The sequence below is a fragment of the Spirillospora sp. NPDC049652 genome, assembly GCF_040675125.1.
In the GTDB taxonomy this organism is placed as follows: Bacteria; Actinomycetota; Actinomycetes; order Streptosporangiales; family Streptosporangiaceae; genus Spirillospora.
Genome location: NZ_JBFAOF010000139.1, coordinates 1 through 11,746 on the forward strand (window position 1 = coordinate 1; position 11,746 = coordinate 11,746).

Consider the following 11,746-nt stretch of genomic DNA (forward strand, 5'->3'; position numbering starts at 1 on the left):
CCGAGGAGGCGCGGCGCGCGGCCGAGGACGAGGCGCGGAACGCCCGTGAGCAGGCGGCCCAGGCGCGGCGGCAGGCGGCTGAGACGGTCGCGGCGCACCAGCAGGCGAGGGACGCGGCCGAGCGCACCGCGCAGCTGGCCAAGCAGGCCGAGGCGTCGCTCGCCGATCGGCTCGAGCAGACCGCGGCGCAGTTGGGCGAGGAGCGGACGGTGCGGCAGGCGCTTCAGGAAGAACTCACCGGATGCCGCGCCGAGCTGGCGGAGGCGCGCGCCGAGACGCGCGCCGCGGTCGAGAACGCCGAACGGATCGGACGGGACGCGGCCGAGCGGGTCGCCGTCGCCGAGCAGCAGGCCGGTCAGCTCGTGGCGGCCGCCGAGCGCGCGACCTCGGCCGAGTCCGCACGCGCCGACCGGGCGGAGCAGGCCGCCGAGCAGGCGCGCGGCCTGCTGACCGTCGAGCGGCAGGCGGCCGACGAGGCACGGCGGGAACTGCTCCAGTTGGAGGCCAGGATGCAGGCGCTCACGGCGGAGCGGGACGCCGCCCGCGCCGACGCGGACCGCCTCCGGGAGCGTGCCGTCACCGCCGAGGTCCGCGCCCAGACCTTGCAGGAGCAGCTCGCGGCCCGACAGGACGCGACGCCGCAGCCGGAGTGACGGTCAGGTCCTGCCGGTCATGAGATTCGGCCCCGATCGCCAGGGCCATGACCTGTACTTCTACCGGGGTCGGGCTTAGATCAAGAAGGTTCCGGTCCGGGCGTCCGCAGGACGGCGTTGAGGGCGGCGGCCGCGTCCAGCAGTGCTCTGGAGCGCGCCGTGACGTCGGCGTCCCGGGCGGTGAGCGCGGACGCGACGTCCTCCAGGCGGCGGCCGCCGCGCAGTTCGGGCATCAGGTCGCGGAGCGGTTCGATGCGGTACCCGGCCGTCCGCAGCTGGTGGACGATCCGCGCGTCCCGCACCTGGGACGGGGTGTACCGGCGTGCTCCGGCGACGCGATCGGGCACGAGCAGCCCCTCGGCGTCCCAGTGGCGCAGCGTGGAGGGGCGGACGCATAGAGCGGCGGCGAGTTCGGAGACGGTCATCGCGTCCGAGGCGCGCACGTCGGTGACCGGTTCACCCGAGATCGCCCGGACGGCGGCCTCGGCCTCGCGCAGCGATGCCCGCTCGGCGTGGAGGCGGGCGTGCGCCGCGTCGAGCAGCGCGAGCATCCGCGCCGGTGGAGGCCGGTGGGCGGCCCGGAGGACCTCCTTGGCGTCGACCGGCCCGATCGCGGCGGCGAGCGCGCGGTAGGCCAGCGCCGACCGGACGTGGACCTCGCCGTAGCAGCGGTAGCCCGAGGGGGTGCGCGCGGCGGGCGGCAGGACGCCGTCGCGCTCCAGGTTCCGGATCTGCTGCACGGAGTAGCCCGCGCGTTCCGCGACGGCGCTGGTCCGCAGCGTCCATGAGTTGAGACTTGGCATGCCATGACTCCCGGCTCTTCCAGGGCAAGTCTCCATAAGCACTTCAATGTAACGCTTGAAGGCATGACCATGGACGACATCATCGCCTTCGTCGCCGGCCTCGAAGGCGTCCTGACGCTCCGCCCCGCACCGGGCGACGGCACGCCGGAGCTCGCGTGGGGCGACGCGTTCTTCTACTACTCCCCCGAGGGCGTCGTCCCGACGACGACCCAGCCCTTCGCGACGATGGTGACCAAGGACTATCCCGGGGACGAGGCGTCGCGCTTGGATCGTCCTGACGTGTTCCGGGTGAACATCGCCGTGGGCAAGGACGAGTTCGTCCGGCGGATCGGGCGCGCGCCTCGCCACGACCCGCTACCCGGCGAGCCCGCCCCCGGGACGAGCGACACCCTGATCGCCCATCCCGTGTACGGGGCCGCGGGCTGGGTGGCCGTGGTGAATCCCGGGCCGCGCACCGGACCGGCGGTCCGCGACCTGCTCTCCCTCGCGCACGGCCTCGCCCGCGACCGCTACGAACGCCGCGAGGGTGAAGGCCGTCAGCCCGGCCGTAGATGACAAATGTCATGGGTCGGTGATGGGCGAACTCACTGGGCCGGTCCCCGGTGCCGGAAGCACCATTGAGCCATGATGAACAAAGCAGCCGGAACCGCAAACGAAATGGACGACCAGAACCACACGACGGCTTTTCGACGGATCAAGGCCCTCGTCGGCGCGTACGCCGTCATCAGCGTCCTCACCTTCGTCGGACTCATCGCCTATCGCCATTCCTCCTCGGTCACGCAGCCGGTCTGGATCCGCATCAGCATCGTGGCCGCGAGCTCGCTGATCCTGTTCGCGCTGGCGCTGCGCGCCGGCCGCGGATCGCGGGGCGCGTTCCGGCGGCTGCGCGTCCTGTCGGCGGTCATGCTGGTCGCGATCGTGGTGATCGTCTCGTTGCCGGGCATGTTCCCGGTCTGGATGCGGATCGAGCAGAGCGTCTGCGGGCTGCTGCTGCTCGGCGTGTTCCTGGTCGCGAACGGGCGCGGCGTGCGGGCCCGGTTCGCCAAGTGACCGGCGGAGGGGGCGCGGCCCGGAAGCGGTGGTGTTAGCGTGCGGGCCATGGAAGAGGCCGTGAACGCGGCAGCGGAGAGCGGGGCGCCGGGAGGCGACCCGCTTCGCTGGGCTCTCGGCTGGCGGCGGGCGACGCTCTCCGCCGGAATGTTCGTCTACCCGGTCGTCTGCATGATCGGAGTGACGCAGTATTCGAGCGGCGCGGCGGCATTCACCGGATATGTTCTCGCGCTCGTTTTCTGCGGCCTCTACACATGGGGCGGAGTGGCGTTCGCCCGGGATTTCCGCGGTCGGCTCTGGCTCCTGCTGGCGGCGATGTTCGCCGTTTTCGTCGCCGAACTGCCGTTCGCCCGCACGATGGCCTTCTACCTCCTCGCGGTGATCGTGTCGTGGGTGGCGCTGCTGCTGCCCCGCCGCCTGCCGCTGATCCTGGGCGCGGCGGTCGCGGCCACGCTGCTGGTGCCGTGGGCGGTGCGGCCGTGGCACACCGGACCGGCCGTCCTGGAGGCGGTGATGGTGCTGTTCACGGTGCTGGTCGTGCGCGGCTACGCCGAGCTCGCCCGCGCGAACCGGGCGCTGGTGGAGGCCCGCACCGAGGTCGCGCGGCTGGCGTCGGAGGCCGAGCGGAACCGGATCGCGCGCGACCTGCACGACCTGCTCGGCCACTCCCTCACCGCCATCACGGTCAAGAGCAACCTCGCCCGCCGCCTGGCCGGGGCCGACGCGGACCGCGCGGCGGCGGAGATCGCCGAGGTGGAGCGGCTGTCCCGGCAGGCGCTCGGCGAGGTGCGCGCCGCGGTGTCCGGCTACCACGAGGTGACGCTGCCGGGTGAGCTGGCGCGCGGCCGGGAGATGCTGCGCGCCGCGGGCGTCACCGCGGACCTGCCGTCCGCCGTGGACGTCGTCGACCCCGCCTGCCGGGAGCTGTTCGGCTGGGTCGTCCGGGAGGGGGTGACCAACGTGGTGCGGCACGCGCGCGCGACCCGCTGTACGGTCACCCTGTCGGCGGCGGAGGTGGAGATCGTGGACGACGGTGTGGGGAGCTCGTCCGGCCCGGGCAACGGGCTGACCGGCCTGCGCGAGCGGGTCGCGGCGGCGGGTGGCGTGGTGCAGTCCGGGCCCGCGGGCGCGCGCGGCTGGCGGTTGCGGGTGGTCGTCGGCGAGGCCGCGTCCACCGGGCCGGGCGCCGCGTCATGACGATCCGGCTGCTGCTCGCCGACGACCAGGAACTGATCCGGACGGCGCTCGCGGCGCTACTGGACCTTGAGGACGACTTCGAGGTCGTCGCGCAGGTCGGACGCGGGGACGAGGTGGTCGCGGCGGCGGAGCGGGAGCGTCCGGACGTGGCGCTGCTGGACGTCGAGATGCCCGGTTTGGACGGCCTGGCCGCCGCCGCGGTGCTGACCGGGCGCGTCCCGGACTGCCGGGTCGTCATCCTCACGACGTTCGGCCGGGCCGGATACCTGCGCCGGGCGATGGAGGCGGGCGCGGTCGGCTTCGTGGTGAAGGACGCCCCGGCCGAGGCGCTCGCGGACGCCATCCGCCGGGTGGCGCGCGGCGAGCGCGTGGTGGACCCGGCGCTGGCCGCGGCGACGCTGGCGGCGGGCGCGTCGCCGCTGACCGCGCGGGAGCGGGACGTGCTGAATGCGTCGCGCTCCGGTGCGAGCGTCGCCGAGATCGCGCGCAAGCTGTTCCTGTCGGAGGGGACCGTCCGCAACTACCTGTCGGCGGCGATAGCGAAGACCGGCGCGCAGAACCGGATGGAGGCGTTGCGCCTCGCCGACGACCGCGGTTGGCTCTGACCTCGCGCCCGAGCATGCGGCGCTCCCCCACGGAAACGCGTCCCACCGCACGTGCTCGGCGCGGGAGCCGGGTCCGCGGCTCCCGCGACGGACGTGGTGGTGGTCAGACCCAGGGGGCGAGCGGGTACCAGAAGTCCTCGAAGACCGACGGAAGGCGGACGTCCCAGTAGAGGAGGAGGAAGACGCCCGAGGCGATGAAGCCGACCGTGGTGATCGCGGCGGACCTGCGGGGCGAGGCGGCCAGCCACAGGCCGACACGGCCGCCGGTCAGCAGGGCGATCACGATCAGGAGCACCGCCATGATGGCGATGTTGCCCAGGGACTGCAGGGCGAACGCGGCGGCGCCGTACAGCGGGTTGTGGCTCTCGGCGGCGTCCCGGAACAGCTGCCGGAACAGCGGGAAGGGCCGTCCGATCAGGAACCCGCCGATGAGGGCGCCCATGACGATCAGCCGCGCACCGGGAAGGCGAGCCTCCAGCGGCGCCAGCGGGTCCTTGATCACCCCGGCCGAGGCGAGACCGAGCACGATCATGACCAGGCCGATCACGCCGAAGACGACCATCGCCTGGACCAGCCGCGGCGGGATCCCGCCGCCGCCGGCCGCCGCCCGGAACTGGGGCATCCCGGTGCCGACGACCGCGACGACGGCCCCGTACAGCGCCGAGACCGGGATCATTCCGGCCGCGAGCAGGACGAGCGGCCGGAACGTCCCCCGGACCCGGTCGCCCGCCGTCGCCCTCCCCTCGGCCATGGTCGGGGTGAGCGCGCTGAACGCGGCGATGTTGCAGGCCGTGAAGGTGCCTGCCACCCCGGAGACCAGGGCGAACAGGACGCCGGCGGCCATGCCGGTGATGGGGGTCGCCTTCGCGTCGTGGCCGAGCAGCGTGTTGGCGACGTTGTCGCCGATGGTCTGATCGACGAACTCCGCGGACCAGACCACCGTGAGCACGAACCCGATCAGGGCGCCGAGCGCGATGACCAGCGTTCGTTGCCGCGGTGTGTCCTCCCGCGTCACGGAGGAGTTCTCAGCGACCTGGGTCATGACGTGACTCCTGACCTTGAGCGACGATTGCCGCCGTCAGGCTGACACCGGCACCGCCCCTCCTCTTCTTCGAAATTGCGGATTTCCCGTCCGTCCGGGAAAGCGCACTTCACGAGATGCGACCGGTAACGGCCGCACTTTCAAGGGCCGAGCCGGGGTGGCGAGCGTGGCCGCGGGACGGGGCCGGACCGGCGCGCCTCGCGCTCATCGGCGCGCCGTCCGGCTCCTCGTCGGGGGCGCCCTCCCGCCGGTTCCGGGAATCGGGATCGGCGCCGCGCACCGGTTCTCGCCGTCCACCGTCCCGTCAATGGGGCCATATCACGAGTTCCGTGCCGGGAACGGCGGTATCTTCCTCACGGCGCACCCGAGGCCGCTGATTCGATTTGTCGTGAAGAATGGATGACGCTCGGTAGCGGCGGTGTCGGATACCGGTCCGTCCGAGGGTCGCTGCGGTCGGTGACCGGGGCCCGCACTCGACGGTTAACTTATGTTAAATCCACCTCATTCCGGGGCGACCGGGGATTGCGGACAGGGATGCCTCCTGACATGCTGGGCGGGCGACCGGGCGGCGTGGACGGGATGTCCTGCGAAGATTTCCGTCACCGGTCACCGGCATTTCCGTTGGATTCTCCAATCACCAGGAGGGCCGTTGGACGCCACCGTGCACGAACTCGCGGAGGACCATTTCACGCCGCGCGACGTCCCGGACTTCGGGCTCCCGGAGGCCGTCTACGGGCAGGCCCTGGACAACCTGGTGCAGGCCAACGTGGACGTGATCGTCCACACCGGCGGCGACCGGATCCTCCTCGGCTACCGCAAGGACCTGCCGCTGCGTGACATGTTCTGGGTGTTCGGCGGTCGGATGAAGGTCGGCGAGACGCTCGCCGACGCCGGGGCGCGGGCCGTGCGCCGCGAACTCGGCCTGGACGCCGACCGCGGCCGGCTGCTTTTCGCGAACATCTACAACGTGATGTGGGGGCGGCGCAGCGCCCCACCGGAGGCCAACGGCTTCCAGACCCTGCTCACCCTGATGACGTACGAGTGCACCGCCGAAGAGGCCGAGTCGGTCACCGCCGCCGACAACACCCACCAGTCGGTGCGCTGGTACCCGGTCGCAGAAATTCGGAACCTCCACACTTCCGGATCGCCGCTGATTCATCCTTTCCTTCCCACCGTGCTGAAGAACGCCGGATTGTTTTGAGCGACCCGCGTCCGGCGCCCCGCGTTCCCGCGTGACCCGATCGGCAGGAGTCATCGAACTTCTGGAGTGAAGCGTGAACTGTCGTTCTTGCCATGCCGCCGAACCGACCGAAGTCCTCGATCTCGGAAAGCAGTATCTGAGCGATTTCCGGGAGGACGCGAGCCGCCCGCCCCGATGGCCGCTGACGCTGGTGCTGTGCCGGTCCTGCGGGCTGCTGCAACTGCGGGAGACCACGCCCCGCGAGCTGATGTACCACGACCGGTACGGGTTCCGGTCCGGGGTCAACGAGGCGATCCGCGCGGACCTGCGCTCGCTCGTGGAGCACGCCCTGAAGGCCCGTCCGGACGCGCGGCGGTGGCTGGACATCGCCTGCAACGACGGGACGCTGCTGTCGTTCGTCCCGAAGGAGATCCGCCGGGTGGGCGTGGACCCGGTGCCGACGTTCGAGCCCGAGTCGCGCGTCCACGCCGACCGGATCGTCGTGGACTTCTTCGACCCGGGCCGGTTCACCGCGGACGGCCCGGACGGCGCGCCGTTCGACGTGGTCACCTGCAGCTCGATGTTCTACGACCTGGACGACCCGAACGGGTTCGTCGCGGGCGTCGCCGAGGTCCTCGCGCCGGACGGCGTGTGGGCGATCCAGCAGAACTACGCGCTGACCATGCTGGAGCTCGGCGCGGTCGACAACGTGTGCCACGAGCACATCACCTACTGGTCGCTGGCCGCGCTGGAGCGCCTGCTGGAACGGCACGGGCTGGAGGTCAACGACGTCCTGCTGACGGAGGTGAACGGCGGCTCGTTCCGGACGCTGGTGTCGCGGCGCGGGACGCGGCCGGTCGAGCCGTCGGTGGCCGTCCAGCGGGAGCGGGAGGCGCGCGCGGAGCTGGACGACCCCGAGACCTGGCGGCGGTTCGCCGCACGCGCGCGGACCGCGTTCGAGGACCTGCGCCGGCTCGTCGACGAGATCAACGCGTCCGGGCAGCGCTGCTACATCTACGGCGCGAGCACCCGCGGCGGGACGATCTGGCAGGCCGCCGGGCTGACCGTCCGGGACCTGCCGTTCGCGGTGGAGCGGCAGGCCGCCAAGATCGGCCGCACCATCGCCTCGATCGGCGTGCCGATCATCTCCGAGGAGCGGGCGCGCGCCGACCATCCGGAGTACATGCTGGTCGCGCCGTGGTTCTTCCGGGAGGTGTTCATCGAGCGGGAACGCGAGTACCTGCGCGCCGGCGGAAAACTGATCTTCCCGCTGCCGGACCTGGAGATCGTGGGCGGCTGAGCCACGCCAGGGGCGGGTCCGTGCCGGGAGCCCGTGTCTGGAGCCCGTGCCGGGAGCCCGTGCCGGAAGTCCGTACCGAGGAGTCGCAGTGCCACGTGCGTTGATCACGGGGATCACCGGCCAGGACGGCCGGTACCTCGCCGAGTTCCTCGCCGCCCGGGGGTACGAGGTGTTCGGCCTGGTCCGGGGGCAGAACAATCCCGGGGCCCGGCCGGTGCTGGACGCCGTCCCGTCGGCCCGGCTGCTCAGCGGCGACCTGCGGGACCTGCCGAGCCTGGTCGGCGCGCTGGACGCCGCGCGGCCCGACGAGGTCTACAACCTGGCCGCGATCAGCTTCGTCGGGATGTCGTGGCGGCAGGCGGAGCTGACCAGCGAGACCACCGGGCTGGGCGTGCTGCGCCTGCTGGAGGCGCTGCGGATCCACACCCGCGGCGACCTGGCGCGCGTGCGGTTCTACCAGGCGTCCAGTTCGGAGATGTTCGGCAAGGTCCGGGAGGTGCCGCAGAACGAGACCACCCCGTTCCACCCCCGGTCGCCGTACGGGGCGGCGAAGGCGTTCGGGCACTACATCACCGTCAACTACCGCGAGTCCTACGGCGCGTACGCCTGCTCGGGCATCCTGTTCAACCACGAGAGCCCGCGCCGGGGGCAGGAGTTCGTCACCCGCAAGGTCACCCGGGGGGCCGCGCGCATCGCCCTCGGCCTGCAGGACTCGATCGCGCTCGGCAACCTCGACGCGCGCCGCGACTGGGGCTTCGCCGGGGACTACGTCGAGGCGATGTGGCTGATGCTCCAGCAGGACGAGCCGCGCGACTATGTGATCGCGACGGGCGAGACGCACACCGTCCGGGACCTGCTCGACATCGCCTTCCGGCGCGTCGGCATCGACGACTGGGGGCCGCACGTGCGGCACGAGCCCCGGCTGCTGCGTCCCGCCGAGGTGGACCTGCTGGTCGGCGACTCCTCGCTCGCCCGCGAACGGCTCGGCTGGAAGCCGCGCGGCGGCTTCCACGACCTGGTCGAGATGATGGTCGACGCCGACCTGGCCGACCTGACCCGTCCCGCCCGCGACCCGGCCGCGGCGGTGCGCCCGGCCGACCGAGAGGACCCGCGATGGACCCGGTGACCGTGCCCGCGACCACGCTGACCGGAGGCGTCGCCATGCCGCGCCTCGGCCTCGGCACCTGGACGATGACCGACGCGGACGCCGCGGACGTGATCCCGCGGGCCGCCCGGCTCGGCTACCGCATGATCGACACCGCCGCGCTGTACCGGAACGAGGAGGGCGTCGGGGAGGGCGTCCGCCGCTCGGGCGTCCCGCGCGAGGAGTTCTTCGTCATCTCCAAGCTGCGCGGCCGCGACCACGGCCACGACGCGGCGTTGAAGGCGTTCGACGCGTCCCTGGCTCGGCTCGGCCTGGACTACCTCGACCTGTACCTCATCCACTGGCCGATGCCCCGGCGCGGTCTGTACGTCGAGACCTGGCGCGCGTTCGACCGGCTCCTCGCCGACGGGCGCGTCCGCGCGATCGGCGTCTCCAACTTCACTCCCGCGCACATCGACCGCATCGTCGCCGAGGTGGGGACGCCGCCCGCGGTGAACCAGATCCAGCTGAACCCGAGGATCGGCCAGAAGGCGTCCCGTGCGTACGCCCGAGAGCACGGGATCGCCGTGCAGTCGTGGCAGCCGTTGAACGCCGACGGCCGGATGCTGGACGAGCCGGTGGTGCGCGACATCGCCGCCCGGCACGGCCGGACCCCGGCGCAGATCGTGCTGCGCTGGCACGTGGAACTCGGCCTCGTCCCGCTGCCGAAGTCGCTGGCTCCGGAACGCCTGGCCTCCAACATCGACGTGTTCGGCTTCCAGCTCACCCCGGAGGAGATCGAGGCCCTGTCGGCGTTCGACGGCACCCAGGAGCCCGACGACCCGGAAACCACGGAGATCGACTGATCGCGTCGCCCTCACCCGGCGCGCGGGCCTTTCAGGTGCTGGTGACGGCGGCCAGGGAGGCTCGGATGAGGTTCTGGGTTCGCGTGCTCAGGGTGGTGTAGTCGGCGCCGCTCTCCAAAGCGGTGGTCGCCGCGTTGACCAGGCCCTGGAGGAGGGCGGCGGTCTGCTCGGGGTCGTCGTCGCCGAGCTCGGCCAGCGCCAGGACGAGCGGTTCGAGGATTCCGCGGTGGGCCTCGGCGGCGTTCTGGCGCAGGGCCGCGCGGTCGCGTCCGGCGGCCAGGGCGCGCGCGATGCGGTGCTCGCCGTCCCGGACGAGTTCCAGTTGGGCGAGGGCGTGCGCGGTGATCCTGTCGGCGGGCGCGTCGGCGGCGGCCATGCGCGCGGTGATGTGGGCCGTCCAGCGCGGGGTGGCGTCGGCGACGACCGCGGCGAACAGCGCGGCGCTGTCGGGGAAGTACCGGTAGACGCTGTTGCGGGCCAGTCCGGCGCGCTCGGCGACGGCCCCGAAGGTGACCCGGTCGGCGTCGCCGCCCTCCCCCAGCAGCTCGCGCGCCGCCTGGACCAGCGCCCGGCGCTGCTGCTCCCGGTGGTCGGCGACCGTGGCGGCGGAGATCTTCGGCACGTCCTCATCGTAGTCGCCGAGGTTGCGGACACACTGTCGCGATCCGGTAGGTTAGCGACACTGCGTCTCTAAGTTGGGGGTTCCGTTGTTCCTCGCCCTGCGCGAAATCCGCGCGGCACGTGGCCGCTTCCTGTTGATGGGCCTGGTGGTGATGCTGGTCGCCGCCCTGGTCGGGATCGTGTCCGGATTCACCACCGGGCTGGGGAACGACACCGTCTCCGCCCTGCGGGCGCTCCCCGCGACGCACGTCGCGTTCGCGACCGGCGCCAAGTCCGACCAGTTCAACCGCAGTCTCGTGGACGAGGCCACGGTCGCCCGCTGGCGGCAGCGCCCCGGCGTCGAGGCCACGCCGCTCGGCGTCACGATCGCGCGCGGGACGACCGACCGCGGCGCGGAGATCGACATGGCCGCGTTCGGCGTCGAGCCCGGAACGTTCGCCGCTCCCCCGGCCCGCCGCGGCACCGGCCTGGACGCCGCCCGCCCCGGGCTGGTGGTCTCCGGGAAACTCGCGTCCGACGGTGTGCGCGTCGGCGACACGGTCACCGTCGACCGCCTCGGCCTGAAGCTGCCGGTCACGGGGATCACCGACGACGTGTCCTACGGCCACGTCCCCGCCGTGTACATGCCGCTGGACACCTGGCGCGCGATCCGCTTCGGCGTGCCCGGCGCGCGCACCGCACCCGGCGAACTGCCCCGGGAGGCGTCCGGTGTCGCGCTCCGCGCCGGGGCGGGCGCCGACCTGCCCGCCGCCGACCGCGCGCTGGGCACGCTGACGCTGCCCATGTCCAAGGTGCTGGAGGCCGCTCCCGGCTACCAGGGCGAGCGCGTCACCATGACCTCCATCCAGGTGTTCCTGTACCTGATCGCCCCGCTGGTGGTGGGCGCGTTCTTCGCGGTCTGGACCGTCCAGCGCGCCCCCGAACTGGCCCTGCTGCGCGCGATCGGCGCGTCCCGCCGCCGTCTGCTGTCGTACACCGTCCTTCAGGCGGCGCTGGTCGTCGTGGCCGGGACCGTCGCCGGCGGCGCGCTCGCCCTCGCGACCGGGCTGCTGCTCGGCGCGGCCGTACCGTTCAGCCTGCCCGCCGGGACGCTCGCCGCCACGCTCGCCGCCGTCGCCCTCGTCGGCCTGGCGGGCACCTGCCTGACGCTCCGCCGCGTCACCACCCCCGACCCGCTCACGATGCTCGGAGCCGCCCGATGAGCCTGTCCCTGTCCGCCGTCACCGTCACCCGCGGGCACGGCCAGACCCTCACCCCCGTCCTGCGCGACTTCACCGCGACGTTCGCCACCGGCCGGGTCACCGCGCTGGTGGGCCCGTCCGGCTCCGGCAAGTCCACGCTGCTG

At 72.7% G+C, this 11,746-nt stretch carries 12 protein-coding genes and 1 pseudogene; 10 read left to right on the forward strand and 3 right to left on the reverse strand.

Annotated features, from left to right (window positions below; translation table 11 throughout):
- Positions 1-653, forward strand: a pseudogene (locus AB0J52_RS12450) (hypothetical protein); the annotation flags it as partial.
- 80 nt (positions 654-733) lie between these two features.
- Here the strand turns inward: AB0J52_RS12450 and AB0J52_RS12455 are convergent.
- Positions 734-1,456 (reverse strand): MerR family transcriptional regulator, encoded by a 723-nt coding sequence (locus tag AB0J52_RS12455; protein WP_500181673.1) that lies wholly within the window; start codon positions 1,454-1,456, stop codon positions 734-736.
- A 63-nt stretch (positions 1,457-1,519) separates the two neighbouring features.
- Here AB0J52_RS12455 and AB0J52_RS12460 point away from each other — a divergent pair, with 63 nt between their 5' ends.
- The 4 genes from AB0J52_RS12460 (at position 1,520) to AB0J52_RS12475 (ending at position 4,308) form a co-directional block, all read left to right on the forward strand.
- Complete coding sequence (locus AB0J52_RS12460; RefSeq protein ID WP_500181674.1) at positions 1,520-2,011, forward strand: DUF6194 family protein; 492 nt, start codon at positions 1,520-1,522, stop codon at positions 2,009-2,011.
- Positions 2,012-2,113: 102 nt separating this feature from the next.
- A complete protein-coding gene (locus AB0J52_RS12465) occupies positions 2,114-2,506 on the forward strand; it encodes a hypothetical protein (protein ID WP_500181675.1) in 393 nt (130 codons plus the stop codon).
- 48 nt (positions 2,507-2,554) lie between these two features.
- Positions 2,555-3,703, forward strand: coding sequence for a sensor histidine kinase (locus AB0J52_RS12470; RefSeq protein WP_500181676.1), 1,149 nt, complete (start codon positions 2,555-2,557; stop codon positions 3,701-3,703).
- Positions 3,700-4,308: a response regulator transcription factor gene (locus AB0J52_RS12475; RefSeq protein ID WP_500181677.1), complete on the forward strand. Its 609-nt coding sequence runs from the start codon at positions 3,700-3,702 to the stop codon at positions 4,306-4,308. The genes AB0J52_RS12470 and AB0J52_RS12475 overlap by 4 nt, the downstream gene beginning before the upstream one ends.
- Positions 4,309-4,411: 103 nt before the next feature.
- Here the strand turns inward: AB0J52_RS12475 and AB0J52_RS12480 are convergent, their stop codons facing one another.
- Positions 4,412-5,350 (reverse strand): hypothetical protein, encoded by a 939-nt coding sequence (locus AB0J52_RS12480; RefSeq protein WP_500181678.1) that lies wholly within the window; start codon positions 5,348-5,350, stop codon positions 4,412-4,414.
- 649 nt (positions 5,351-5,999) lie between these two features.
- On the opposite strand from AB0J52_RS12480, the gene AB0J52_RS12485 reads away from it, so the two are divergent.
- The 4 genes from AB0J52_RS12485 to AB0J52_RS12500 all read left to right on the forward strand — a co-directional run bounded on the left by AB0J52_RS12485 (position 6,000) and on the right by AB0J52_RS12500 (position 9,780).
- Entirely contained in the window at positions 6,000-6,551 is a 552-nt protein-coding gene (locus tag AB0J52_RS12485) for an NUDIX domain-containing protein (protein WP_500181679.1), read from the forward strand.
- Between the two features lie 73 nt (positions 6,552-6,624).
- Positions 6,625-7,830, forward strand: coding sequence for a class I SAM-dependent methyltransferase (locus AB0J52_RS12490; RefSeq protein ID WP_500181680.1), 1,206 nt, complete (start codon positions 6,625-6,627; stop codon positions 7,828-7,830).
- Positions 7,831-7,918: 88 nt separating this feature from the next.
- A complete protein-coding gene (locus tag AB0J52_RS12495) occupies positions 7,919-8,956 on the forward strand; it encodes a GDP-mannose 4,6-dehydratase (protein WP_500181681.1) in 1,038 nt (345 codons plus the stop codon).
- Positions 8,944-9,780 (forward strand): aldo/keto reductase, encoded by an 837-nt coding sequence (locus tag AB0J52_RS12500; protein ID WP_500181682.1) that lies wholly within the window; start codon positions 8,944-8,946, stop codon positions 9,778-9,780. Before AB0J52_RS12495 ends, AB0J52_RS12500 begins: the two co-directional genes overlap by 13 nt.
- A gap of 31 nt (positions 9,781-9,811) precedes the next feature.
- Here the strand turns inward: AB0J52_RS12500 and AB0J52_RS12505 are convergent, their stop codons facing one another.
- Positions 9,812-10,402, reverse strand: coding sequence for a TetR/AcrR family transcriptional regulator (locus AB0J52_RS12505; protein ID WP_500181683.1), 591 nt, complete (start codon positions 10,400-10,402; stop codon positions 9,812-9,814).
- A 73-nt stretch (positions 10,403-10,475) separates the two neighbouring features.
- On the opposite strand from AB0J52_RS12505, the gene AB0J52_RS12510 reads away from it, so the two are divergent.
- Positions 10,476-11,603 carry an ABC transporter permease gene (locus tag AB0J52_RS12510; RefSeq protein ID WP_500181684.1) on the forward strand — a complete coding sequence of 376 codons (1,128 nt, stop codon included), beginning with the start codon at positions 10,476-10,478 and terminating at the stop codon, positions 11,601-11,603.
- Positions 11,604-11,746 lie beyond the last annotated feature (143 nt).

Bases quoted from the DNA above. Each gene is read 5' to 3' on its own strand.
- AB0J52_RS12470 (WP_500181676.1), top strand. From the start codon at position 2,555: ATGGAAGAGGCCGTGAACGCGGCAGCGGAGAGCGGGGCGCCGGGAGGC.
- AB0J52_RS12460 (WP_500181674.1), top strand. From the start codon at position 1,520: ATGACCATGGACGACATCATCGCCTTCGTCGCCGGCCTCGAAGGCGTC.
- AB0J52_RS12465 (WP_500181675.1), top strand. From the start codon at position 2,114: ATGGACGACCAGAACCACACGACGGCTTTTCGACGGATCAAGGCCCTC.
- AB0J52_RS12480 (WP_500181678.1), bottom strand. From the start codon at position 5,350: ATGACCCAGGTCGCTGAGAACTCCTCCGTGACGCGGGAGGACACACCG.
- AB0J52_RS12455 (WP_500181673.1), bottom strand. From the start codon at position 1,456: ATGCCAAGTCTCAACTCATGGACGCTGCGGACCAGCGCCGTCGCGGAA.
- AB0J52_RS12500 (WP_500181682.1), top strand. From the start codon at position 8,944: ATGGACCCGGTGACCGTGCCCGCGACCACGCTGACCGGAGGCGTCGCC.
- AB0J52_RS12475 (WP_500181677.1), top strand. From the start codon at position 3,700: ATGACGATCCGGCTGCTGCTCGCCGACGACCAGGAACTGATCCGGACG.